Consider the following 25,227-nt stretch of genomic DNA (forward strand, 5'->3'; position numbering starts at 1 on the left):
GTGCGTTTTTCATCGCCCGGGAGGGGGACATGAACGAACCGAGGGAGTTTTGTCTGGTGCTCAGTACCTGCCCGGACGAGGCCACGGCCAAGCGCCTGGCGGGGAGTTTGTTGGCAAAAAGACTGGCGGCATGTGTCAATATAGTGCCTGGGCTGCGCTCAATGTACCTGTGGAAGGGTGAGCTGCGGGACGATGCAGAAGTGCTGATGCTGATCAAAACGCGCGTGGACCACTATGATCGACTGGAAGCAGAGCTGCGTGCCGAACATCCCTATGAACTTCCCGAAATCGTGGCTGTCCCATTTGAGCATGGTTTAACGGGCTATTTTTCCTGGATTAATGACGTCGTAAAAAATAAATGAAAAGAATAATTTTGCTGTTTTCCCTGTTACTGTCGGCTTTTTCTGTCGTTGCTGCCCAGCAACCGCTCAAGCCTGAAGATGCGTTTAAGTTGCGAGCATATGCCAAGGACGCGCACACGATCACGGCAGAGTGGACCATCGCCGAAGGCTATTACCTCTATAAAGAAAAATTCAAATTTTCCACCCAGACTCCAGGCTATGAACTGGATGTTGCGGCGGCAGTATTTCCCAAGGGCAAGATCAAGCAGGACGAATACTTCGGCCAGGTCGAGTCGTTCCGCAACAAGATCAGCATCGATATTCCGTTGAGTCGGGCAGTGGATGCGCCAGAAGAGCTGGTGCTGGATACGGTGTCGCAAGGCTGTGCGGATTTGGGTTTATGTTATCCACCGCAGAAAGTTTCTGTCAGCTTGTTTATGCCGCCGCTGGAAGACGGCAGTTTTTCGGCATCGCCCGCGCAATCCGGGGCTGCGGGTAATTCGCTGTTGGGCAAACTTGGGCAATCACTGGGATTGGGTAAGGCCGCTGGCGGTAACGGCAGTTTTCTGGAGCCAGCCCAGGCATTTGCGCTGAGTACCGAAGTGACCAACGGTAATGTTATTACGGTCTCCTGGGATATTGCCGACGGCTATTACCTCTACAAAGACCGCATGGCATTTTCGCTGATGTCGGCGGATGGTGTGTCCTTGGCTGCGCCGGTGTTTTCCAGTGGCGCGAAGCTCAAACACGACGAATATTTTGGCGAAATGTCGGTGTACTACCATCAGGCGGTGGTGACACTGCCGTTGGAGCGCAGCAATTTTGATCCCACCGATGTGCAGCTAAAAGTGAGTTACCAAGGCTGTGCCGAAGCGGGCTTTTGTTATCCGCCACAAACAGACACGTTGGGTTTGAGTCTGCCTAAGGGCAGCGCCAGCGCCTCGGGTATTGCCGCAGGTGCGGTGAGTGAATCTGACAGCATTGCGGCCAGTCTGGCGGGCGATAGTCTGGGCTGGATTATTCTGAGTTTTTTCGGCTTTGGCCTGCTGTTGGCGTTTACCCCGTGTGTGTTTCCGATGGTGCCGATTTTGTCGAGCATCATCGTTGGCCAGGGTGAGAGTCTGACCACCCGCAAGGCATTTACCATGTCGCTGGTGTATGTGCTGGCGATGGCGGCGACCTATACGGTGGCCGGGGTATTTGCCGGAATGGTGGGCGAGAATTTACAGGCCGCGTTCCAAAATCCGTGGGTGTTGTCGGTATTTGCGCTGATTTTCGTCGCGCTGTCGCTGTCGATGTTTGGATTTTACGAGCTGCAATTGCCGACATCCTGGCAAACCAAGCTGACCAGTATGAGCAACAGCCAAAAAGGCGGAACGCTGATCGGTGTTGGCATCATGGGCTTTTTGTCGGCGCTGATAGTCGGGCCTTGTGTTGCTGCGCCGCTGGCCGGCGCGTTGATCTACATCGGCCAGACCGGTGATGCGGTGTTGGGCGGTACGGCGCTGTTTGCGATGAGCCTGGGCATGGGCGCGCCGCTGTTGGTGATTGGCACATCGGCGGGCAAGCTGTTGCCCCGCGCCGGTGTTTGGATGGAAAAGGTCAAGGCCGTGTTTGGTCTGATTCTGATCGGTGTGGCGATCTGGATGTTGGAGCGCATACTGTCAGTGCAGATCAGCATGCTGTTGTGGGCGGCGCTGGCGATCGGTTCGGGTATTTACTTCGGTGCGATCCGTCGCGCAGCGGTGGGCAAAATCAGCAAAACCATCGGTTGGTTGTTGCTGGTCTATGGCGTGGCGCTGGCGGGAGCCGCGGTAAAAGGCGGCAACAATGTGCTTAATCCGCTGGAACCTTTTTTGTCAGCATCTGACGATCGTCCTCTGGTATTCAAGCGAATTAAGTCGCTGCAGGATCTGCGCGATGAGATTACCCAGGCTAATCGTGACGGCCGGCCTGTGATGCTGGATTTTTACGCGGATTGGTGTGTGTCCTGTATTGAAATGGAACACAAAACTTTTGCCAAAGCGCCGGTACAGGCGGCATTGCAACCGGGCGTGATGTTGCAGGCCGATGTGACTGCCAATGACGATATCGACAAGGAGTTGATGAAAGAATTCGGCATTATCGGCCCACCGGCGATTTTGTTCTTCGATCGCCAGGGCAACGAGCTGCGCGAGCTGCGCGTGGTGGGCTTCAAGCAGCCGGACGAGTTTCAGGCGATTGTTAACCAGGCATTCGCACCCTAAAAAAGGCAAGTAAATGACAATGAAGTGGCTTAAAACGGCACTGATCGTGGCGTCCATGGGGCTGGCGTTTTGGCTGGGCATGGCTATTACCCAGCGCAGCGTACCGGTGGATGCCGAGGCAGAGGCTAGGGCGAATGCAATGATCCATGAATTGCGCCCGGGGTTTTTGTTGCCTGATCTGCATGGCCAGTTGTTTGATGCCAGGCAGTGGGACGGTAAAGTGCTGGTGGTAAATTTTTGGGCTACCTGGTGTCCGCCGTGCCGTCGCGAAATGCCGGATTTTGTCGAGTTGCAGCACGCGTATGCCAGTCAGGGCGTGCAATTTGTTGGGATCGCACTGGATGAGCCCGGTGCAGTGCAGCAGTTTGTGCAGGAAATGAATGTGAACTACCCCTTGCTGTTGGGAGGGGTGAAGGCCACGCAGGTATCCGAAGCCTACGGCAACAGCGACGGTGTGCTACCCTATACGGCAATTGTTGATCGACAGGGGCGTATTGCCTATATTCATCGCGGCTTTTTTCCTGGCGACCAAGCAAAGAAGGTCATCCTCTCCCTGCTGTAAACTTCAGCGAAGTGCGCCGAACGGGTGGCAACTTTCGGGAATTATCTGGACAAACCCCGCAGCGATGTTGCAGAATTCCTCAAAATTCATGCGCGTTGACTCTTCGCGAGGGGCCGCGCGCGTTTAATAACACGGTTGAATTCACTCAGCATGGCTAAAATACTGATCCTAAACGGTCCCAATCTCAATTTGTTGGGAACACGGGAGCCAAAGCACTATGGCAAGCAGGGTCTGGATCAGATCAATGGCGCGCTAAAGCAGCTGGCAACCGATGCTGGCCATGAGTTCGATACGCTGCAAAGCAATGCAGAACACGAACTGATCGATCGGATTCATCGTGCCCGAGGAGAGATCGATTTTATTATTTTCAATCCCGCCGCGTTCACCCACACCAGTGTGGCGTTGCGCGATGCGCTGTCGGCGGTGGAGATACCGTTTATTGAAGTGCACTTGTCCAATGTGCACGCCAGAGAGGCGTTTCGACGTCATTCGTATTTTTCTGATATTGCAGTCGGTGTGATTAGTGGTTTGGGTCCGGTCGGTTACGAACTGGCACTGCAGGCCGCGATTAAGCACCTAAAAAACTAACCGAGGAAATGTTGACTACGATGGACATTCGTAAGATTAAAAAACTGATCGAACTGCTGGAAGAATCCGGTGTAGCGGAAATCGAGATTCACGAAGGTGAAGAGTCTGTGCGCATCAGTCGCAACGGGGCCAACAGCGGGATGATGGTTCCGATGGCGGCTCCTCAAATGATGGCTGCGCCACAGCCAGCTGCTGCACCGGCTGCGGCTGCTCCTGCGGCAGCGCCAGCTGCGCCATCGGGTCACGCGGTTAAATCACCGATGGTGGGTACGTTCTACCGTGCACCATCGCCCGGCGCGAAATCGTTTGTTGAAGTAGGTCAATCGGTTTCTGTGGGCGACACCTTGTGCATTATCGAAGCGATGAAGATTCTGAACCAAATCGAGTCAGATAAAGCTGGCGTGGTTAAGGCTGCGTTGGTGGAGAACGGTGATCCGGTCGAATACGGCCAGCCCATGTTCATCATCGAATAAGTGTCAACGGCAACAACAAACATTGAGTTGTAAGCATGATTAATAAAATTGTCATCGCCAATCGCGGCGAGATCGCCCTGCGCGTGCTGCGTGCCTGCCGTGAGATGGGCATTAAAACGGTTGCCGTGCATTCGGAGGCCGACCGCGAACTCAAGCACGTTCGTCTGGCTGACGAAAGCGTCTGTATCGGTCCTGCACCGTCTTCTGAAAGTTACCTGAATGTACCTGCGCTGATCAGCGCGGCGGAAGTAACAGATGCAGAAGCCATTCATCCTGGTTACGGATTCTTGTCAGAAAATGCTGACTTTGCCGAGCGTGTGGAAAGCAGTGGCTTTATTTTCATCGGTCCGCGTCCAGAGACCATTCGCCTGATGGGCGACAAAGTGTCTGCCATCAACGCGATGAAAAAATCAGGTGTACCCTGTGTGCCGGGTTCGGGTGGTCCGCTGGGAGATGATCCCGACGAAAATATCCGCATCGCTCGTGACATCGGTTATCCGGTCATTATCAAGGCCGCCGGTGGCGGTGGTGGTCGCGGTATGCGCGTGGTGCGTTCCGAGGCTGCATTGCTGAATGCGATTTCGTTGACCAAAACCGAAGCGCGTACCGCTTTCGGTAACGACATGGTGTACATGGAGAAATTCCTGGAAAATCCACGTCACGTGGAAATTCAGGTATTGGCCGACACACACGGCAATGCGATTCATTTGGGTGAGCGCGATTGCTCCATGCAGCGTCGTCACCAAAAAGTGGTTGAAGAAGCGCCAGCGCCCGGCATTACCGCTGAAGTGCGCGCCAGAATTGGTGAGCGCTGCGCGGAAGCCTGCCGCAAGATCGGTTATCGTGGTGCGGGTACGTTTGAATTCCTCTACGAAAATGGCGAGTTCTATTTCATCGAAATGAACACTCGTCTGCAGGTAGAGCATCCAGTGACCGAGCTGATCACGGGCGTGGATCTGGTGAAAGAGCAAATTCGCATCGCCTCTGGCGAAAAGCTCAGCTACACCCAGGATCAAATCAAGCCGCGTGGTCATGCAATCGAATGTCGGATTAATGCCGAAGATGCGCGTACTTTTATGCCATCGCCTGGTCGCATTACCCAGTATCACGCGCCGGGTGGTCCTGGTATCCGCGTTGATTCGCACATTTACAATGGCTACATGGTGCCGCCGTATTACGATTCCATGATCGGCAAGCTGATTGCCTATGGTGACACGCGCGAAATCGCGGTAGCGCGCATGCGCACGGCGTTGAGTGAAATCGTGATTGAAGGCATCAAGACCAATATCGCGCTGCATGAAGACATTATGCGCGACTTGGGTTTTCAGGCCGGTGGAACCAATATCCACTACCTGGAAAAGAAGCTGGAAATTAATAATCACTAACGTCATTTGCCACTTTGCGGCGCGAGAGCCCCTGCGCTTTCGCGTCGCGATGTTTCAATGGTCAAGTCAGCAGGGGTAGTTTGCCACATGGCGTGGAAACAACTGCAATTCCATACAAGCACCGATAAGGCCGGACGCCTGTCCGATTTGCTGACCAAGTACGGTGCGTCTGCGGTAACGTTTGTCGATGATGGTAATGAACCAGTGCTTGAGCCTGGTCCCGGCGAAGTGCCGCTTTGGGATCAGACTTGTGTGGTTGGTTTGTTTGAAGATGACGTTGATCTGGACGATGTCCTGCAAAAATTATCTGCCAAACTGGCGCCTGCACCACTCCCTGTTTACGAAATTTCTGATTTGCCGGACCAGGATTGGGAACGCGCATGGTTGGCAGATTTTAAGCCCATGCAGTTTGGTCAACGTCTGTGGATTGTGCCGACCGCTTACGATGCCCAGGATGAAAATGCGGTGAATATTCGCTTGGATCCGGGCTTGGCGTTTGGTACCGGTACCCATCCGACCACAGCGTTGTGTTTGACCTGGCTGGACGGTCACGATGTTCAGGGCAGGTCAGTGCTGGATTTCGGGTGTGGCTCAGGTATTCTTGCCATTGCTGCCGCCAAATTAGGCGCAAAAAAGGTCAGCGGTGTGGATATTGATCCGCAGGCGGTGACGGCGACGCGTGATAATGCCAGACTCAATGACGTAACTGCGATTGAAGTGTCGCTCAGCAGTGATTATCGCGGTGGGCTGGTCGATATCTTGCTTGCAAATATTCTGGCAAATCCATTGAAAATGCTGGCGGCGGAATTTGCGCAGCGCGTCAAACCTGGCGGTGATTTGGTGATGTCAGGCATACTGGCGGAACAAGCGGCTGAAGTGGCTGCTGCCTATGTCCCCTGGTTTGACATGGATGCGCCGCAACAGCAAGACGACTGGGTGTTGCTGCATGGCAGGCGCCGCACAGAATAATGACAACGTAGACGGGTAATCAAAAAAGCATGTTCACCAAGTGCAGTCATTGCAAGACCACATTCCGCATTCATCCCGAGCAGTTAAAACTGGCGGCGGGCAAGGTTCGTTGTGGCAATTGCCGTGAAGTTTTCAATGCGCTGGATAACTTGGTGGAAGACGTACCTCCGCAAGCTGCGTCACGTCCGGCAGATGTATCGCCGCCGGAAACCGCAGATGAATTAATGGGCGCGCTGGATGACATCGCAGCCAATACTGAATCTGATGATCTGCTCAACCTGCTAGATGATCCTGCACTGAGTGCGGCAGGTGAAGATGTTTTGGCGCAGAACAGCAATATTTTGTCCCGTCCCAATGAAATGCTTGATCAGTTTGATCTGGGTCAGGACGGCGATGCAGATAACTTGCTCGGTGAATTGGAACAATTTGGCGAAGAGCTGGATCAGTCACCAGCCAGAGTTGCGGAAGATCGATCCGCCGCCAGTGATGCCAACTTGTTTGATGAGCTGGAGCAGTTTCAGGAAGAACGTCGCCCCGACGATTTTGATCTGGATTCGCAAAAGAACAAAAAGGCGGATGATGTTTTTGATATCGGGGGTGACCTGGATACCAAGGACGATATCGTGTCACGCTTTGATCTGGCTGAAGAGCCGGTGGCGCAAGATCGATCGTTCGCTGAGGAGCCGGTCGCCAAGGTCGAGCCTGCAGAGAAAAAATCAGCGAAGGCCGAGGCGCGCAAAAAAGCTGCCCGGCAGAAATTTGTTAGTCAGGAGCTCGAAGGCGGTTCTGTCGTCAGCAAATCTGTGTGGAGCGCGGTAATCGTGCTGCTGATTGTATTGCTGCTGGGGCAGGTGCTGTACTTCAAGCGTGCCGATCTGATCAAGTATCCGGCATTAGCACCAGCGCTGGAAGCCATGTGCGGTGTGTTGGTGGCGCATGTGCCGTGTGACTTGCCCTTGCCGAAAAAACTGGATGCGATCGTGATGGAAGAGCGCGAGGTGCGTTCTCACCCCAATACCCCACGGGCGTTATTGATCAGTGCCAAAATTGTTAACAAAGCCGACTTTGAGCAATCCTACCCGTTGTTGGAGCTGACCTTTTCAGACTTGAATCAGAAGCTTATTGCGCGCCGGACTTTCCAGCCCAAGGATTATCTGGGTAAAGAGGTCGAGCCAAATGAGCGTATGCCAATCAACGTGCCGGTGCGGGTTTTACTGGAAATTGTTGATCCTGGCGCAGATGCAGTAAATTTCGAATTTAATTATCGTTGATAACTTCTTAATTTATAAGCAGTCTATAAAAAAGACAGTTCTCCCTTTAGAATATTTTTTAATCATCCGCAAGGCTTTTCCGGCGACGAATTTGCCGGTATTATGAGCACCCTTTTTCGGACCCTACTCGGTTTCCCTCTATGCGTATTGGCCCGTACACCCTTTCCGGTCGCCTGATTCTGGCGCCGATGGCAGGCGTGACGGATCGCCCTTTCCGGCAGATGTGCAAGCGTCTGGGAGCGGCGATGGCGGTGTCAGAGATGGTGACCTCGGATGAGCGCCTGTGGGACACCCAAAAGAGTCGCCTGCGACGCGACCACGCGGGAGAGGTTGAGCCAATTTCGGTACAGATACTGGGTACCGATCCGGAAAAGATGGCGCAGGCAGCGCGGTTGAATGTGGCCAATGGTGCTCAGATCATCGACATCAACATGGGCTGCCCGGCAAAAAAGGTTTGTAGCGTTGCGGCGGGTTCGGCCCTGATGCGCGACGAGCCCCTGGTGGGGCGAATTCTTTCTTCGGTAGTGTCCGCAGTGGACGTACCGGTAACTCTTAAAATCCGTACGGGCTGGAGTCCGAGCGAGCGCAATGCGGTTAGGATTGCGCGGATTGCCCAGGAGGCAGGCATTGCCGCCCTGGCTGTCCATGGTCGGACTCGCGCGTGCGGCTATAAGGGGGAAGCGGAATACGACACGATTGCGGCCGTGAAGGCGCAAGTGTCGATTCCAATCATCGCCAATGGCGATATAGGTCATCCTGAGAAAGCCCAGCAGGTGCTGGCTTTGACCGGAGCAGATGCGTTGATGATTGGTCGTGCGGCGCAGGGAAGGCCATGGATATTCAGGGAGATCAATCATTTCCTGCAGACAGGTGAGTTATTGCCTGAGCCGGACGTGCATGAAGTGGGTTCTTTGTTACTGGAACACGTGGAGAACTTGCATGCTTTCTATGGAGAGTACATGGGAGTTCGGATTGCACGTAAGCATATTGCTTGGTTTAGCGCGGCTCAGCCCAATGCGGCAGAGTTTCGCAGTCAGGTGGTACGCGAAGAGTCAGCGCAAAAACAGTTGGAATTGATCAGGCAGTTTTTCATGCGCAAAGAATTGAACAAAGGTGTAGCAGCATGACAATGTTATTTGGGGGCAGTGCCGTGGAAACAGCGGAAAATATCAGAGCGTCAGAGTCAACCGGCAGAATCCGTCACAGTGTTACGGATGTGTTGGAAGCGTATTTTGCAGATCTGAATGGCTATCAGGGCGCCGAAGGCGTTTACCAGATGGTGTTGCGTGAAGTCGAACGCCCCATGCTGGAAGTGGTATTGAAGCATACGCGTGGCAATCAAACCAAAGCTGCCGAGCTGTTGGGAATCAACCGCGGCACACTGCGCAAGAAACTGCGTGAGCACGGCCTGGATTAATCCAGGCCTTTTTTTCTAAGCAAACAAACAGAGAGCAACATGGCTGTGATCAAACGAGCGCTGATCAGTGTGTCCGACAAGCAGGGCGTACTGGCGTTTTCCCGCTCCCTGCAGGCGATGGGCGTGGAGATTCTTTCCACTGGCGGAACCGCCAAGCTACTGGCCGCCGAAGGCGTGCCGGTCACTGAAGTTTCCGATTACACCGGTTTTCCCGAAATGATGGATGGTCGCGTCAAAACCCTGCACCCCAAGGTGCATGGTGGCATTTTGGGTCGTCGCGGCACGGATGACGCGGTGATGCAGGCCAACGGTATCAACGCCATCGATCTGGTGGTGGTGAACCTCTATCCTTTCGAGCAGACCGTTGCGCGTGCCGATTGCGATTTGCCCATGGCAATTGAGAACATCGATATCGGTGGTCCAACCATGGTTCGCGCGGCAGCAAAGAACCACAAAGACGTGGCTATCGTGGTTAATCCCGCCGATTACGACGCGGTGGTTGCCGAGATGAAAGCCAATGGCGGCGCCCTGAGCATGGCGACCCGCTTTGATCTGGCAGTGAAGGCGTTTGAGCATACGGCTCACTACGACGGCGCCATTGCCAATTATCTGGGGCGTTTGGTGGGCGAGCAGGAGCAAACCTTCCCGCGCACTTTCAATCGCCAGTTCGTCAAGGCGCAGGAAATGCGCTACGGCGAAAATCCGCATCAGGCGGCGGCGTTCTACGTCGAAGCCAATCAGGCGGAGCCATCAGTTTCAACTGCCAAGCAACTGCAAGGCAAGGAACTATCGTTTAACAACATCGCCGACACCGATGCGGCGCTGGAATGCGTCAAACAGTTCGACGGCGCGCCAGCGTGCGTGATTGTCAAACACGCCAACCCCTGTGGTGTGGCGGTGGCTGGCAGCCTGTTGGAAGCCTACGACAAAGCCTACAAAACCGATCCCGAATCGGCGTTTGGCGGCATTATCGCTTTCAACCAGACATTGGATGCGGCCACGGCCAAAGCCATTGTTGAGCGCCAGTTTGTCGAGGTGATCATCGCCCCTGACGTGAGTGAAGAAGCCAAGCAAGTGGTGGCTGCCAAGCAGAACGTGCGTCTGCTGGCCTGCGGCCAGTGGGCCAAGGCCGCTGGGCGTTTGGATTTCAAACGTGTCACTGGCGGTTTGTTGGTGCAGGATGCCGATCTGGCCTTGTACAACGAGCTGAAGGTGGTCAGTAAGCGCCAGCCGACCGAACAGGAAATGGCAGACCTGCTGTTTGCCTGGAAAGTAGCGAAGTTCGTCAAATCCAACGCCATTGTCTACGCTAAGGGCGACATGACCATCGGCGTCGGCGCTGGCCAGATGAGTCGCGTAAACTCCGCCCGTATTGCCGGCATCAAGGCCGAACATGCAGGATTGGAAGTGCCGGGCTCGGCGATGGCTTCCGATGCGTTCTTCCCGTTTCGCGACGGCATCGACGCGGCGGCCAAGGCCGGCATCAAGGCGGTGATTCAGCCAGGTGGCTCCATGCGTGACCAGGAGGTCGTCGACGCGGCCAACGAACACGGTATTGCCATGGTGTTTACCGGTATGCGTCACTTCCGCCATTAACACTGGCGATTGCCTTCAGCGTTAACAAAAAAGCCCGGTAATGCCGGGCTTTTTTAATGATGGGTCAGGGAGCGAATCTGTTCGGGAAACTCTCGTCGCGCCCGGCCTTCGTTGATTTGCAGCAGGGCCGTTAGGGCCATTTGCGAAGTGATCTGTTCTTCGTGGGAGGCCAGCTTGGAAAGCAGCGACCAGACGGTCTCATCGCCCATATACCCCAAAATTCGTATGCCTTCATGGCGAGTGTTGTCGCTGCTGTGGATCAGCATTCCCGCCGCATAGCGGTGAACCTCTACCCGATAGGCCAACACGGCCAGGCCTATGCGCTCTTCCGGGGTGGCGCTGGCAAAAGCCTGATTCCATATCTCAATGAAGTACTTGGCGTGGCTTTTCTTAAGCGCAGGAATGGGGTTGGGAAGGGTGGTTTTTGCCTTCTCGATCAACGGGCGCCAAGTGGCCTCGCATTCAGTCTGAACTTTTTGTGGGCGAAACAGATCCAGCATAAGTAGTTATCGATTAGGGGGTTGTTGGTGTTTTTGCGACAACATACGGTGGCCGCACATTGATTAACGGCAGTTTTACCCACATGTTTAGTGGGCGCACAGAAAAGCTGTGGTTGGTGTTAAGTTTGAGCCAATACGGCCCAGGCAAGATGTTCAGAGCAAGGACGTTACATTACTCAGTGACCCTCTGAGAGAACGCAAGGCGGTGGAGGCATGATGGACTACCAAACTTTGCTGGCAGTGTTAATTGGCGTGTACTGTCTTCAGGCGATGGCGCTGATTATCACCTGGTACCAAAGTCGGAATGAGGACGGTACTCGCGAGTGGGCTGCGGGCGGGGTTTGCATGGCCGCAGGGGCGCTGGTGGTGTTGATTGCCAGCACGATTGCTCACGGCGAAGAAATCGGCCAGCGAATGGTGCCAGTGACCAGTGCCGGCATTGCGCTGATTGCAACCGGCTGGCTGTTTCTGTGGGCGGGGATACGCCGATTTGTTAATCACCTGGATTTTTCTTCACATTATCTGGGTCTATTTTTTGTCTTGTTCTATATCTTATTGTTACAACAGCAGTTTTTTACCCTGCCCCTCGGTTGGATTGTGTTCTGTCTGGCGACAGTGGTGGCGATTGCCAGTAGCCTGATTTTGGCTGAACTCATGGTGAGCCGCGAGCGTGCAAGTTTGATCAGCCAGTTTATGATGCTGTGCTTTGGTTTGACGGCACTGCTGTGGGGCGGTCGGGCCGCGTTGGCGTTGCTGGACATGGCGCGGCCACTGGGGACCTTGTTTGATGGCTTGCTGATGTATCAGGCGGTGTTGGTGACGGTGGCGGTGACCTTGGGGATGATCCTGATGACCACCGAGCGGGTACAAAAGCATCTGCGTGAACAGGCCTCCATTGATTCCCTGACAGGTTTGTACAATCGTCGCGCATTTCATGATGTAAGTCGGGCAGTGATTGCTGCCGCCGAACGCGATAAACAGCCGGTGGCCTTGGCGCTGCTGGATCTGGATCACTTCAAATCCATCAATGATACTTTTGGTCACGGCGTGGGTGACAAGGTGCTGATGCGCTTTGCCAATTTGGCCGAGCTGACTTTTCGTGACCAGGACATCCTGGCTCGCTTCGGCGGCGAGGAATTTGTGGTATTGTTGTCCGGTGCGGACGCCGATCAGGCAATGCGCGCATTGCAGCGCCTCCGCCAACGTCTGGAAACTGAGTGCATCGAATACCAAGGGGTTTGTGTGCCCAGTACCGTGAGCATAGGCGTGAGTTGTCGGCGTCGCGGAAAAATTGATTTGCATGCCATGCTGGAAGAAGCGGACAAGGCGTTGTACGACGCCAAGCGCGCCGGTCGTAACCAGGTCATTATGTATCACCTGGGGGATGCGGTGCCGGCAATATAGCGGCATGTGCCAAATGTAGCGAAGTAAGGTTGATATGAAAGCGAACGAAATAAAAAAAGGCATGGTGATACAGGTGGATGGCCAGAATATTCTGGTGCGCTCAGTGATGGTGCAGTCACCATCATCTCGCAGTGGCAATACCTTGTACAAAACCGTTGGCCAAAACGTGGTGACACGCGCCAAGTTCGAGCGCAGTTTCAAAGGTGACGAACTGGTTGATGCGGTGGACTTTCAGCGTCGTGCGATTCAGTTGCTGTTCCGTGATGCGGACGGCTGCACGTTTATGGACGTGGAAACCTACGAACAATTCGTGGTGCCAGAAAGTTTGATCGAAGACGAACTGGCTTTTATCACCGATGGCTTGGAAGGTCTGTACGCGTTGATCGCAGACGAACGCGTGCTGGGCGTAGCCCTGCCAGCGACCGTGGTGCTGGAAGTGGTTGAGTGCTCGCCCGGCATTAAAGGTGCGTCGGCTTCTGCGCGCACCAAACCGGCTACACTGAGCACCGGTTTGGTGGTTCAGGTGCCTGAATATCTTGAGTCGGGCGAAATGGTGAAGGTAAATACCGAAACGCGCGAGTTTGTTTCGCGCGCTTAAGGAGCGTGCAGACAGGGCCATGTAGTGGTTGGCGTTGGTTTGCTTCAGCGACAGGTTAAGATAAAAAGCCAAGCACAGTAATGGTGCTTGGCTTTTTTGTTGGGGACAAATCGCTATACTGGCAGAGGGATACTGGTGGATGCACATGCAAAAAAATCATTCTGAGGTAATTGTTATCGGCTCTGGTCCAGGCGGTTATCGCGCAGCGGTACTGCTCGCGCTGCAAGGAAAAAATGTTGCTATTGTTGAACGTCAGCAATGGGGAGGATGCTGCCTGAATCGCGGTTGCGTACCTAAAAAAGCATGGCACCACACCGCCAAATTGATTCAGGCCAGCAAAAGATTTGCTGAGCGTGGATTGCACGGGACAATGCAAGTGAATTTTCTGCAGGCGTGGCAGCATCAGCAGCGAGTTGTAAAACAGGTGCGCGACAGCTATGAAAATTATTTACAGCGCCTGGGAGTGAAGCGCTACGTTGGTCATGGCCGCTTGCTGGATGCACACACGGTACAGGTCGAGCATGATACTGATCCGCAGCTGTTGAGTGCCGATTTTATTATTCTGGCAACGGGATCGACGGCGAATTATCCCGAGCCATATTCGCTGCAGCAAAACAAGGTTATCGGAACTGATGAATTATTTGACCAGCCACCACCCGGTGGTGAGCGGGTAGCGATAATCGGCAGCGGTGTCGTCGCCACCGAGTTCGCATTTATTCTTCAGCAATTGGGTAAGAACGTGTTTTGGTACGCGCGTCGTTCGCCATTGTCCAATACGGAATTTAGTCAACAGGCCAAACGGTTATTGCACGAGGCATTGCAAAAATCCGCTGTGACTGAAACCAATTTGCAATTGCCAGTAAATCTGAAAATAAATCCCAATGACGTGACCTTGCAGTTTGCTGACGCCAGTGAACAAGCGGTGGATTGGGTGCTGGTTGCGACTGGGCGTACACCGGCAACATCTCAGCTAGGATTGGAAAAAACAGCAGTGCAAGTGGATGGGGCGGGGTTTGTTGTGCGCAATGATTTTTTGCAAACTGCGCAGGAAAATATTTATGCCATTGGCGACTGTACCTCGCCCATTATGACGGCCAATCAAGCGCTGGCCGATGCCACGGTGGTTACAAGTAATATCCTGTACGGCAATCATAGGCAGCAATCTCCGCAATGGGTGCCGCAATTGATTTATTCGGCGCTGGAGTTGGCCAAGGTCGGTATGAATGAAGATCAGGCTGAAGACGCAGGCTACGAGCCTGCAGTGGGATTCTCCTCGTTTGACAGCTCACCTCGGGCTTTGGGACAAGATGATGCCGAAGGGTTTGTGCGCATGTTGGCGGATATGGATAGTGGAGAATTTCTTGGTGCAGAAATTGTTGGTTCAGAGGCGGGCGAGTTGATACACAAACTGCTCAATGCAGAACTCCAGGAAACTATTTTGCGAGACCTGGCGGCTTCGCCCGTTAATCATCCTTCACGCTCGGAAGAAATTACTAACGCGGTGGAAACCATGGCAGCCAAATGGGGATTGGCCGAGAAAATTCTGGCACCCGTCGATAAGTGACGGGTGCCAAACTCATTTGATGATTAATGAATGTTGCGCCAGACTTTGCGTTTTAGCAGGTACAGCATGAATGATAGCAATAACAAGTACGCCATCACGTAATAGCCCATTTGGCGACGCTGATCAGCATGCGGGTCAGCAGCCCATTCCAAGAATCGTGCGACTTGCTGGGCTTTATGTTCAATTTGCTTGCGTTCTTCTGGTTCGGTATAGACTGTGTAATTGAGCACATCGGGCATGCGCAATCCAGGGAAAGCGTGATTGTCGATATGTCCTGGCTCTTTGGCATGATAGCTGGTGAGCAAGGAATAAATGTAGTCAGCCCCGCCCTTGCGAGCTTTGGCCATCAGCGATAAATCCGGTGGGATCATGCCGAAATGATGTTCTTGGGCAGCGGGAGCCATACTGGCTTTGATCGTATCGCTCATTTTTCTGTCACCCCGCAAGGCATCCACTTGCTCCTGGCTATAACCGATTTGCAGTAAATTGCTGTACTTGATGTATTTCAGGTCATGGCACAGTGTACATACCTGCATGGCGATATGAGCCCCCTGACGAACTGTATCAGGGGACTGGTCTAGCTCAATTTTTTTTAACGCTACGCTTTCATTGGCGATGGCATTTCCACTACAGACGAGCAAAGAAACGAGCAAAATGATAGAGCGGCGGTTCATTGCTTTTTGCTCCTCTGGGCGCGTTGTTTTTCTTCTTCGGCGATCAAATCCAGTACCGGTTGTGGCAGACCTCTGCGCATTAGCCACCGTTCCTCGGTTTTGGATAAGAATGGCAGCAAACAAAACAGCGCAAAATAAACAAAGGTTGCGACTTGGCCAATGGCAATCAAGTTTCCTTCTGGAGGCATAATGCCGACGTAGCTGAGTACCAGTATGTCAATGCAGAAAATATAAAACAAAGCGCGATAGGCAGGACGATAGCGAGCACCGCCTGGTATTTTTGAACGATCAAGATATGGCATGGCGGCGAAGATGACGACGGATAATCCCATAGCGACAACTCCACCTAGCAAGTCAGGAATGGCGCGCAAAATGGCGTAGAACGGCAGGAAATACCATTCGGGTACGATGTGCGCGGGGGTTTGCATCGGATTCGCAGGAATGTAATTGTCTGCTTCGATGAATGTGTTTGGGCTGAAGAAAACAAAGTAACAATACACCAACAAAAACAGCGCTAAGCCATACAAGTCTTTGATGGTGTAGTAGGGATGAAATGGAATATTATCCTTGGCAGCTAAATTGATTCCTGATGGATTGCTGCTCCGCACCATGTGCAGTGCCACCATGTGGATGACAACGGCAGCGACGATGATAAATGGAAACAGGTAATGCAGTGCAAAAAATCTGGTTAAGGTCGCATCACCCACCGAGAAATCACCGCGTAGCCAGATAACTATCTGGTCGCCGATGATGGGGGTTGCTCCAAATAAATTGGTGATGACTTGCGCGCCCCAATAAGACATTTGTCCCCACGGTAACAGGTAACCCATGAACGCCGTGGCCATCAACAGTAGCAGCAATCCTTGACCTGTCCACCACATCAGCTCTCTGGGGGCGCGATACGAGCCGTAGTACAAAGTACGCGCCATGTGGATGTAGATGACGATGAAAAAGAATGATGCGCCGGTGGAATGCATGTAGCGAATCAGCCAGCCATAATTCACATCACGCATGATGTGTTCAACTGACTGGAAGGCTGTTGCTGCGTCGGCTTTGTAGTGCATCGCGAGAAAAATGCCGGTGATCAATTGTATGACCAGTACAAAAGCAGCCAGAGAGCCGAAATTCCACCAATAGCTGAGATTGCGAGGAACGGGATACTCGGTTAATTCATGTTTGATAAAAAATGTGAGCGGAAAGCGCTGATCTATCCACTGAATCAGTTTGTTCATCTGGGCACCTCCCTATGCCTTATCTTTGCCGATGAGAATTCGACTTTCATTGACGAAAAAATAAGGCGGTTTTGTCAGATTGGCGGGTGCTGGTCCTGATAAAATACGGCCGCTGTTATCGTATACACTGCCATGACAGGGACACATCCAGCCTTCCTCACGTCGACCTGGAACGCAGCCAAGATGGGTGCAAATGCCGACGACGACCAGCCACTGCGGAACGGCGACACGCGTAGCATCATCTTGCGGGTCTTTACCTCCCTGTGATTGACGAACTTCGTCAATTTGCTTGTCGGTTCGATGCAGAACAAACACGGGCTTACCTTGCCATTCAACAGTACGAACTTCCCCGGGGCGAATACCGCGTAAATCCACTTCGGTGGTGGCTTTGGAAAGCACATCGGTACTTGGATTCATGCTGGCGATAAATGGCCAGCTCGCTGCAGCCAAACCGCAGCCGGCTACCACCGTGGTGGCAGTTTCCAAAAAATGACGCCGGTCATGATCGTCAGGTGCGTCATTTTTCTCTGAGATATCATGGGCCATGAGTGATTCTCCGGACGGATAGATCTATGGACGTTTTAGTTGGCTGAAATAACTGGCCACTTGCTCAATGTCTGCATCGGTAAGGCTGGCAGCCATGGCATTCATGGTGGGATTGTTGCGGTGGTTAGAGCGATAGTCTTTGATGGCCTTAATTAAATATTGTTTTTTTTGCCCTGCCAGATTTGGTATTTCATCAGAGATGCTGATGCCTTGTTCGCCATGACAGCCGGCACATAGCACTACTGTTTCTGGTGCGACATTGTTTTCAGCAATAGCTCCCGAACTTAGCAGTAACAAAACCGGCGTGATCCAATACTTCATCATGTGTTTCCTCTCCCGGTAACGTGGTGGTGAAAGCAGAGTCCATTACAGTGTAGTTGTCGTTGCTGCTAGGTTCGAGTTTTTACAACGTAACTAGAGATATCGACATCTATGGGTGTTTGCTGGCTCCTAACTTTTGTGTAAAGCGTTTGACACCCTCCCAGCCAGCGAGCACCGCAATCAACAACCCTATACCAAGTATGGGAGTCTTAATCACACTGACAATGCCGCCAAAAACAACGCCAAGAACAGGGATGATGATTTCAAAAGCACGCTTGGACATAAATTTCCTCGATTATTCAGATACTGCTTGGGACTCATGTATCGGTAAATCCAGCCAAAGATAAAATTTTCTGCAGTAAACAATTGTTAATTTCCCAGCGCTTGCCCAGATTGATGGATGAGATAGGTGTGTGCGTGCAGTTTTTTTGTTTGCGGGGCAGCGGCTTAAGTATTGCTACCAACAGGTCGAGATACTGGAAAATTACCGGTATTTAATGAGTTGCCCATGGTTCGTATTCTCCTGCTGCTGATGTTGCCGATCTCTGCCCTGGCATGGGACAGCATCGAGCAGTTGCCCATACCGGAAAGTCGGGCGATGGTGCCCCAGGAGCGTGGCACCTTCAATCAAGCGGTGACCGCAATGATGAGTGGCGACGATGCCACCGCACGCCAGTTGCTGGCGCCGATGGCGGCTTCCGGGATTACCGATGCGCAATTGTCGCTGGCTACCTTGTTATCGCGCTCGCAGGTAGAGGACGATCAAAAGGAATCGGTTAAATGGTTCTATTTTTCCGCAAACGCTGGTGTGTGGCGTTCTCAGTTGGAAATGGCCAAAGCGTATCGGACAGGACGATATGTCGCCCAGGACAGATTAAAAGCCTACAAATGGTTGGTGCGTGCTTTGCCCTTGGGGGGCATTGATGTTCTGCAGCAAATGGACGGGCTGGGCAAAGAGCTGTACGCAACCGCAACGGCAGAGTTGGATAATGGCAAGACGGCGCGGGCAGTGGAAATACTGACGCCATTGGCAGAATCAGGAATGTTGCCAGCGCAAGAAAAACTGGCAGAACTTTATGCCCAACCTCCCACCACTCAGGATAGGCGGCAAAAAATGCGGCTGTGGCTGGATAAGGCTGCCGCTCAAGGTTCACAGTCGGCGCAATATGCACTGGCGAACATGATTCTGACGATGCCAAGCACCGATGTTACAGAAAAAAATTACGCTATTTCGTTACTGGAAAAATCCGCCGCGCCCGGCAAGGCTGAAGCCCAATACCAGTTGGGGCGAATGTACATGACTGGCGATGGAGTGGCGAAAAACACCGAGAAAGGACTGTATTACTACCGAATTGCGGCTGAACAAGGTCATCGTGAGGCCCAGTACGCGTTAGGTGTGCGCTACACCTTGGGCGAGGGCGTTGCCAACGACGATTTCGAAGCCCACCGCTGGTTTAAGCAGGCTGCCAATGAAGGTCATGCCAAGGCGCAGTACAACCTTGCACTTAGCTATAAGCATGGGCTGGGAACGGCAGTACAGCCAGAAAAGGCGGACTACTGGTTTAAGAAAGCCGCAGCAGAAGGTCTGACGCGCGGTAACGATAGCAAGAAGGCAAAAAATTCAGATTTGACCAAGTTGCCGGCCGATGCCGGTAAAGGCACAAAAAAAAACTGGGTAGAGCAGGTGAACGGCGCTAAGTGGTTTGCTGCATTGCCCAAACAAGGTTTCACCATTCAGGTGGTGACAGGCAATGAAGCGGAAGCAATAAGGGCATTCATTCAAAACAATAAGTTGGCTGAAAATAAATATTTTCACTACGTCCAGCATAGTGGCACCAATAGCCGTCATGTGGTGCAGTGGGGTTATTTCAGTAGCTACGAAGAAGCCAAAAAAGCGGCAATACAAATTTCCAAAGGTTATACCCAATTTAAGCCTTGGATCAGATCGGTCGACAGTGTCAAAAAGAGTCTGCATAGCTAGGCAGAGGGAGAGATAGCTCGTGTTTATATCGTGGGACACCTTATTTGGAATGTTGGCAGGGTTCGGCCTGTTTGCCTTTGCCATTGTTTCATCGACAGACAACGCAATGATTTTCTGGAGCGTGGCCAGCCTGGCGATGGTTATCGGTGGTACGTTTGCCTCGATCATTATTTCCTATCACTCGCGTTATGTGTTCAAAACATTTAAGGCGCTATTCGCGATGATGGTGCCCATGCAGGTTTCGCCAACAACATTGCTTGGTGATGTTAGGTTGCTGCTGGAGTGGAGTCAGGAAGTCAGACAAAACGGCACAGCGGTGTTGGATGACAAACTGGAAAATGCAAGCAACAAGATGGATGGCTTCACCAAATATGGTTTGCTATTGCTGACGACGGGCTACAAGGGCGATGAGCTGCGTGAATTACTGGAAGAATTCAAAGAAACCATCTTTGAACGTGCACAAGTTCAGGTAGGCGTGCTGAAAACCATGGCGGCCTATGCGCCGGCATTTGGCATGATTGGTACGCTGGTTGGTTTGATCATTATGCTGGACAACTTGAAAGGGGATGTCAGCGGCTTGGGACAGGGGTTGGCACTGGCATTGATTACGACGTTATACGGTGTATTGGCAGCTAATCTGGTGTTTAAACCGGCGGCATTAAAAACCGACCAGAAAAACAATACTGCAAGATTTAGAAATACATTAATGATCGAGGGTTTTGTGATGCTAAGTACCAAGACCGAGCCACTTAAGATGCAAGATAAATTGAATAGCTTTCTCGATCCCGAGTTGCATTTTGACATGCTCACTCCTGATGCCGGTAAAAAAGGGAAAAAGAAATAGCATCCTATGTCGATTAAAAAACTGGGGCGTAGGCGCCGTGAACGCATGGAAAACAAGGATGAGGGTGAAGACTGGTTGCTTACCTATAGCGATACGGTCACGCTGATTATGACCTTCTTTGTGCTGATGCTGTCTGTGTCTACCATCGATCAGGCAAAGTTCGATGCGGTTACCGAGGCGGTGAAAGAGCATGGTCTTTCCGGGAATGGCAAATATGTATCACCTTTTGAGGTTTTAAAAGAAAAAATGGATCAGGTGACGACCAACTATCATCTGCAAAAAGACATGACGGTGGTACGAGAACCTAAGGGTTTGACTATCGAGTTGTCATCTTCAGCGCTGTATGAAGTAGGTAGTGCTGATATACAAGAAGAAGCCAAAAATGCCTTGAATGCTGTTGCTGAGGCCATCAAGAATTTTGAGTATCCACGCTATCGGATAGAAGTGGAAGGTCATACCGATGACGTGGCGATAAGTACACAGCGGTATCCATCCAATTGGGAATTGTCGGTACATCGTGCGACTAATGTGGTTCGTTATTTGACGCAGGAGGGCGTTCCACAAAGCAAGATGAAGGCTACAGGATATGCCGACACCAGACCTAAAGTGCCAAATTTGGACGACAACGGTGAACCAATTGCAGAAAATCGGGCAATTAACCGAAGAATAGTTATACATGTGGAGCGTGACGACAACCCAGTCACCAAAGGGGATAAGAAGTGAGTACGCAAACAACATATCACCAACGACCGAATATGGTGCTGATGCTGATGATTGGTTTCGTTCTGCAAATGACCGTTTTTGGTGAGGTGCTGGCTGCTGAGACCGAAATCAAGCAGATCCGCTACGGTGCACACAAGTCGGAAAATATGGCCTATGCCGATGAGTTAATGAAATTTAGTGAAATGCTGAATTCTGAGCAAATACTGTCGATGGCCGAATTGAATAAGATGGATTTCGCGGTTCGCTCGGTGGCGTTTTATCGCATTGGTGATCGACAGAATAAGTTGTTTGATCGTCATTTTTACGAAACGATCGAGCAGAAGATGATTAACAAATTCACAGGTTTGAATCGTTTCTCCATACATGAATGTTTTGAATGTAAGACGACGCGGGTGTTGCTCAAGGAAAAGCAATTTTCAGTGCTTCGCCAATTGGATTCTAACGAGAGTCTAAAAGAGCTGGGTGAAAAAATAGGAGTAGATCACTTTATTCTGTGGGATGCCTACATGCACAAAGACAGCCCTATGCTCAATATTCGTGTTGTGAGTGCGGCGAGTGGACAGGTTCGCTGGAGTCGGCAATATCAGGGTGAGCAGCAATTGCAAGAACTCAATTGGGAGTTTTATACCTCGGTTTGGGGTGTTGAGGCGGTACGTCAAGCCAAAACAACGGCGAACTATGATTCTGTGGTTACGCCCATCATCGCGGTGGGTTTTCGTCGATTGGCAGAGTCGACGATTTCCAAGCGCTTATTCTACGGATATGGAGCTGAAGCTTTTTTTAACACCGAGGGACGCGCCGAAATTGATATATATGGTTTTGATGTTAACGGCCGCGTAGCGATTGAGTTGGATCCATCCCTGGGGATGGAAGATAAAACCTACGGTAACTGGTTGGCTTATTTTTCAGTGGGACAGGCATTTTTGTTGAATACGCCGACCCTGGTGATGCGTTCAGGTATCGAAATGCGGATCAATAAAAAGAGTTTTATCGATTTGGGAACGGTGACAATAAAAGAGAAAGAATTTGAAGTGCGTGCCAATAGTAAATATGTCAGCAAGGCAACCATTGGCGGCACAAATTATGATCTAACCATTGGCTACCGATTTCAATGAGGATAGCAATGATGAACAGAAAAAAATGGATAATTGGGCTGGCACTTCTGATGATATTGTCCGCATGCGGTACAACCGAAGAGCGACTGGATGCTGCTGAAAGTCAGGTAGCGGAATCATCGTCAGAAGAAGATTTGCCCGTGACACCCGAAGGAACGGCATTGACCAAGCAGCCAGGTATGATCAAGATTGAGCGGCACACACCAGGTTACACCATCAGTATGATGCTGGATGCCACTGACGACAATGTATATTTTGTGATGGACTTGCCACCTGAGGAGCTGCAAAAGAATCAGGAGCCAGAGAATTCAAAGCAAACACCACAAAATAAGGCGTCCCAGTCGGTGCAAGACAATGGTTCTGGTGGTGCCAACAAACATGTCCTTTATGCCCAGACCTATTTTTTTGAAAAAAAATATGATCGCGCCATGAACGAAATAGATCGTTCGCTGGAAAAAGATCCAAACAATGCGGTGGCATATTCATTGAAAGGGTCGATCCACTATAAGCGTGGTGAAAAATCTAAAGCAGTACAGGCGTGGGAAAAGTCCCTGGAAATTGATCCAAACCAGGATAACGTCAAAAAAATGCTAAATAATCTGAAATAGTTGGGTACGACACAATGGCGTATTCGGTGAAGATAAGACTGGGTTCAATGCGGTGGCTGTTGCTGGGAATGATCGGCATGGTGTGGATGCCTGTGGCACAGCCGGAGGAAGAAACCCAGCGTGTTGCCGTAAGCCAGGTTGAGCAATCGCGATTTGACCGGGATCTTGAAGCCCGTTTAAGTCGAGACATTAAGGCATATTTGGATCACGATTTCTTTATCGTTCAAGCAAAATCTCTGCTGGAAAAATTAAACGCCTATGAAACCAGTAAGCAAAAAATAACCGTTCCGGTAGAACCATCGGCGCAGCAAGCCAAAGCGCAGCAGCAACAGGATGCAGCACGACAGGAGTTGCTGAATCAAATGGAGTTGGAAACAGAAGACGGCATTAATGCGCAAAATGCAGAGCAAGCCGAAGATGTGAGCGATCTTGCCTTGCCAGGCTTGCCAGTTTCAGAACAAACATTTGCACAGCAAACCAATGCGCAACAGAAACAACGTCAGGCTCAGAAACAGCCAATGATGTCGGCGCCGGTTCCACAAATGACCCCTGCATTTGAAACGCGTGAAGAAACCAAAAAAGAGTTGAAGGACTCGCGCATTGATATCAAACAATTGTCCGTCAAAGTGGTGTTGGATAATCATGTAACACCCGAGCAGGAAACGTTTATTCGCAATCTGGTAATTGAAAAAGCCAATGTGAATTTTATCCGTGGCGATGAGTTACGGCTGGTCAGAACAAATTTTCCGGGTGCGACGGTGCTTGATCCCAAGCCTGTTGAAGAAAAGGCAGAAGATAAAGAAGAAAAATCAGTTGAGCCGGAAAAACCGCTGCCAACGGAGGCGGAGAAAGATGCACAACAGCGCGCACTGGCGTGGCTGGAACAATATTGGCCATATCTCGCAGCAATCTTAGCGCTGGTGTTGTTGTGGTTGATGTTGCGGCGCAACAATAAAGCTCAGACTAATGCCCCATCGGCTCAAACCACACCGGTGAGTGATTCCAAAGATAAGCTGGATGCATTTATCGAAAAATTGAGCTTTGCTCAGGATAATGTGGCCGACCAGAAATTGCGTGCACTACGCGAAGAGCTGGTGAGTATGACGGTGACTGAGCGAAACCTGTTTACCGGGCAAATGGTGGATTGGTTGAATGCCGGCGGTCAGGAGGATGTGGCGCGTGTCGCGGCGGTAGTGAATCTCGTCGGTCCCGGCTTAATGGTAGGTTTGCTCAAGGGACAGATCGACGGCGAGAAATTAATGGGCCTGTTGGCCATGGCTGAGGAGTTGGCGCGGGATAATTCGCCATCTGAGTTGATGGAAAAAGTTGAACAGGCCTATCAAACCCTGGCACGTCGGCGCTTGCAGGAAAATATTACTGAGGAACATAAAATTCGGCCGTTCGATTTCCTTGAGCGCTTGAATGATGATCAAATTCTGTATTTGTTAAATGACGAGCGTATGCCTGTGCGTGCGTTGGTTTATTCGCAATTGCCAGCGGAGCGTGCAGCTGGATTGCTCAAGCGCATTGGTGGTGATGATCGTGCCGCCTTGGCCATGGAAATCAGTCGTTTTTCGCATTTGCCGGCAGCATCGTTCCGCGATATCGCAAATCGTTTGGCGCGCAAGGCAGTGGATGTGCCCAGCTTTGCCAATATTGCGGTGGATGGCGTGGATGTGCTTATCGGCATGCTGGATCATCTCGATAGTTCTGAGGAAACAGCATTGTTGCTCAACGTCCGTCAGACCAATCCCGATTTGTACTATCGCATCAAGCAGGTGTACATCAGCTTTAATGATCTGGTGAGCTTGCCTACATTGGCGCTGAAGAATTTGATTCGCGAAGTCAGTCGCGAGGATTTGGCGATGGCTTTGCACGATGTTGACGATACTTTCCGTGATACGATTCTGGCTTCTATGCTTGAGCGGCCGCGTGCCATGCTGGTTGCTGCGATCCGGGACTTGAAGGATGTGAATCCGCTGGCAGTGAATGAAGCCAAGCGCAAGGTAGCGCGCCGCGCCCGCTCCATGCTCAAAGCCGGTGAATTTAAATTGCCGTCGCCAGAAGCCAAAACCGCACAATCGACGCCTAAGCCCAAAGCGGCAACGGCTGAGGCTCCGTCAGGCAAGCCCGCGCCGCCTGCACCTCCTCCCCCGCAAGCGCCACCATCCAAATAACCGCAAAGAGAGCTATTGGCTCTCTTTGTTTTTGGGCGAATAAAATCTTTTGATATCACGCAGATAAAAGCGCTTTGCTAAAAAGCGGGCAA

General features: G+C 51.6%; 26 protein-coding genes. 20 read left to right on the top strand and 6 right to left on the bottom strand.

The window, feature by feature from the left end; translation table 11 throughout:
• Positions 1–29: 29 nt before the first annotated feature.
• The 11 genes from OEW58_02185 to purH all read left to right on the top strand — a co-directional run bounded on the left by OEW58_02185 (position 30) and on the right by purH (position 10,848).
• Positions 30–362 (top strand): divalent-cation tolerance protein CutA, encoded by a 333-nt coding sequence (locus OEW58_02185; GenBank protein MDH5300154.1) that lies wholly within the window; start codon positions 30–32, stop codon positions 360–362.
• Complete coding sequence (locus OEW58_02190; protein ID MDH5300155.1) at positions 359–2,587, top strand: protein-disulfide reductase DsbD; 2,229 nt, start codon at positions 359–361, stop codon at positions 2,585–2,587. The genes OEW58_02185 and OEW58_02190 overlap by 4 nt, the downstream gene beginning before the upstream one ends.
• A gap of 13 nt (positions 2,588–2,600) precedes the next feature.
• Positions 2,601–3,149, top strand: a complete 549-nt coding sequence (locus tag OEW58_02195) for a TlpA family protein disulfide reductase (protein MDH5300156.1) — start codon at positions 2,601–2,603, stop codon at positions 3,147–3,149.
• A gap of 150 nt (positions 3,150–3,299) precedes the next feature.
• Positions 3,300–3,737, top strand: a complete 438-nt coding sequence (gene aroQ, locus OEW58_02200) for a type II 3-dehydroquinate dehydratase (GenBank protein MDH5300157.1) — start codon at positions 3,300–3,302, stop codon at positions 3,735–3,737.
• 20 nt (positions 3,738–3,757) lie between these two features.
• Positions 3,758–4,210, top strand: coding sequence for an acetyl-CoA carboxylase biotin carboxyl carrier protein (accB, locus tag OEW58_02205; GenBank protein ID MDH5300158.1), 453 nt, complete (start codon positions 3,758–3,760; stop codon positions 4,208–4,210).
• A 35-nt stretch (positions 4,211–4,245) separates the two neighbouring features.
• The gene (gene accC / locus OEW58_02210; protein MDH5300159.1) at positions 4,246–5,595 is read left to right on the top strand and encodes an acetyl-CoA carboxylase biotin carboxylase subunit; all 1,350 of its coding nucleotides are present in this window, start codon (positions 4,246–4,248) and stop codon (positions 5,593–5,595) included.
• 87 nt (positions 5,596–5,682) lie between these two features.
• Positions 5,683–6,564 carry a 50S ribosomal protein L11 methyltransferase gene (gene prmA / locus OEW58_02215; GenBank protein MDH5300160.1) on the top strand — a complete coding sequence of 294 codons (882 nt, stop codon included), beginning with the start codon at positions 5,683–5,685 and terminating at the stop codon, positions 6,562–6,564.
• Positions 6,565–6,593: 29 nt separating this feature from the next.
• Positions 6,594–7,835, top strand: a complete 1,242-nt coding sequence (locus tag OEW58_02220; protein MDH5300161.1) for a DUF3426 domain-containing protein — start codon at positions 6,594–6,596, stop codon at positions 7,833–7,835.
• A gap of 140 nt (positions 7,836–7,975) precedes the next feature.
• Positions 7,976–8,962, top strand: coding sequence for a tRNA dihydrouridine synthase DusB (gene dusB, locus OEW58_02225; protein ID MDH5300162.1), 987 nt, complete (start codon positions 7,976–7,978; stop codon positions 8,960–8,962).
• Positions 8,963–8,964: 2 nt separating this feature from the next.
• Positions 8,965–9,252 carry a DNA-binding transcriptional regulator Fis gene (gene fis, locus OEW58_02230; GenBank protein ID MDH5300163.1) on the top strand — a complete coding sequence of 96 codons (288 nt, stop codon included), beginning with the start codon at positions 8,965–8,967 and terminating at the stop codon, positions 9,250–9,252.
• Between the two features lie 39 nt (positions 9,253–9,291).
• The gene (gene purH / locus OEW58_02235) at positions 9,292–10,848 is read left to right on the top strand and encodes a bifunctional phosphoribosylaminoimidazolecarboxamide formyltransferase/IMP cyclohydrolase (GenBank protein ID MDH5300164.1); all 1,557 of its coding nucleotides are present in this window, start codon (positions 9,292–9,294) and stop codon (positions 10,846–10,848) included.
• A 53-nt stretch (positions 10,849–10,901) separates the two neighbouring features.
• Here purH and OEW58_02240 read toward each other — a convergent pair whose 3' ends face one another.
• On the bottom strand, positions 10,902–11,348 hold the full coding sequence (locus OEW58_02240) for a HEAT repeat domain-containing protein (protein ID MDH5300165.1): 447 nt from the start codon (positions 11,346–11,348) through the stop codon (positions 10,902–10,904).
• 213 nt (positions 11,349–11,561) lie between these two features.
• On the opposite strand from OEW58_02240, the gene OEW58_02245 reads away from it, so the two are divergent.
• From OEW58_02245 to OEW58_02255, 3 genes are all read left to right on the top strand, one after another.
• Positions 11,562–12,752, top strand: a complete 1,191-nt coding sequence (locus tag OEW58_02245; GenBank protein MDH5300166.1) for a GGDEF domain-containing protein — start codon at positions 11,562–11,564, stop codon at positions 12,750–12,752.
• A gap of 34 nt (positions 12,753–12,786) precedes the next feature.
• Positions 12,787–13,350 (top strand): elongation factor P-like protein YeiP, encoded by a 564-nt coding sequence (yeiP, locus tag OEW58_02250; protein ID MDH5300167.1) that lies wholly within the window; start codon positions 12,787–12,789, stop codon positions 13,348–13,350.
• Positions 13,351–13,495: 145 nt separating this feature from the next.
• On the top strand, positions 13,496–14,914 hold the full coding sequence (locus OEW58_02255; protein MDH5300168.1) for an NAD(P)/FAD-dependent oxidoreductase: 1,419 nt from the start codon (positions 13,496–13,498) through the stop codon (positions 14,912–14,914).
• Between the two features lie 23 nt (positions 14,915–14,937).
• On the opposite strand, the gene OEW58_02260 is transcribed toward OEW58_02255, so the two are convergent.
• The 5 genes from OEW58_02260 to OEW58_02280 form a co-directional block, all read right to left on the bottom strand.
• Positions 14,938–15,588, bottom strand: a complete 651-nt coding sequence (locus OEW58_02260; GenBank protein ID MDH5300169.1) for a cytochrome c1 — start codon at positions 15,586–15,588, stop codon at positions 14,938–14,940.
• Entirely contained in the window at positions 15,585–16,820 is a 1,236-nt protein-coding gene (locus OEW58_02265; protein MDH5300170.1) for a cytochrome b N-terminal domain-containing protein, read from the bottom strand. Before OEW58_02265 ends, OEW58_02260 begins: the two co-directional genes overlap by 4 nt.
• A gap of 12 nt (positions 16,821–16,832) precedes the next feature.
• Positions 16,833–17,366 (bottom strand): ubiquinol-cytochrome c reductase iron-sulfur subunit, encoded by a 534-nt coding sequence (gene petA, locus OEW58_02270; protein ID MDH5300171.1) that lies wholly within the window; start codon positions 17,364–17,366, stop codon positions 16,833–16,835.
• 24 nt (positions 17,367–17,390) lie between these two features.
• Positions 17,391–17,690 carry a cytochrome c gene (locus OEW58_02275; protein ID MDH5300172.1) on the bottom strand — a complete coding sequence of 100 codons (300 nt, stop codon included), beginning with the start codon at positions 17,688–17,690 and terminating at the stop codon, positions 17,391–17,393.
• Between the two features lie 106 nt (positions 17,691–17,796).
• Entirely contained in the window at positions 17,797–17,970 is a 174-nt protein-coding gene (locus tag OEW58_02280) for a hypothetical protein (GenBank protein ID MDH5300173.1), read from the bottom strand.
• Between the two features lie 225 nt (positions 17,971–18,195).
• On the opposite strand from OEW58_02280, the gene OEW58_02285 reads away from it, so the two are divergent.
• From OEW58_02285 to OEW58_02310, 6 genes are read left to right on the top strand one after another with little or no spacing between them, the layout of a single operon-like run.
• Positions 18,196–19,668: an SPOR domain-containing protein gene (locus OEW58_02285; protein ID MDH5300174.1), complete on the top strand. Its 1,473-nt coding sequence runs from the start codon at positions 18,196–18,198 to the stop codon at positions 19,666–19,668.
• Positions 19,669–19,717: 49 nt separating this feature from the next.
• Positions 19,718–20,512, top strand: a complete 795-nt coding sequence (locus OEW58_02290; GenBank protein MDH5300175.1) for a MotA/TolQ/ExbB proton channel family protein — start codon at positions 19,718–19,720, stop codon at positions 20,510–20,512.
• Between the two features lie 6 nt (positions 20,513–20,518).
• The gene (locus tag OEW58_02295; GenBank protein MDH5300176.1) at positions 20,519–21,235 is read left to right on the top strand and encodes an OmpA family protein; all 717 of its coding nucleotides are present in this window, start codon (positions 20,519–20,521) and stop codon (positions 21,233–21,235) included.
• Positions 21,232–22,350: a hypothetical protein gene (locus OEW58_02300; protein ID MDH5300177.1), complete on the top strand. Its 1,119-nt coding sequence runs from the start codon at positions 21,232–21,234 to the stop codon at positions 22,348–22,350. The genes OEW58_02295 and OEW58_02300 overlap by 4 nt, the downstream gene beginning before the upstream one ends.
• Before the next feature lie 50 nt (positions 22,351–22,400).
• Positions 22,401–22,958, top strand: a complete 558-nt coding sequence (locus OEW58_02305; protein MDH5300178.1) for a tetratricopeptide repeat protein — start codon at positions 22,401–22,403, stop codon at positions 22,956–22,958.
• 47 nt (positions 22,959–23,005) lie between these two features.
• Positions 23,006–25,135, top strand: a complete 2,130-nt coding sequence (locus tag OEW58_02310) for a hypothetical protein (protein ID MDH5300179.1) — start codon at positions 23,006–23,008, stop codon at positions 25,133–25,135.
• Positions 25,136–25,227 lie beyond the last annotated feature (92 nt).

The sequence above is a fragment of the Gammaproteobacteria bacterium genome (assembly GCA_029884425.1).
GTDB lineage: Bacteria > Pseudomonadota > Gammaproteobacteria > S012-40 > S012-40 > JAOUHV01.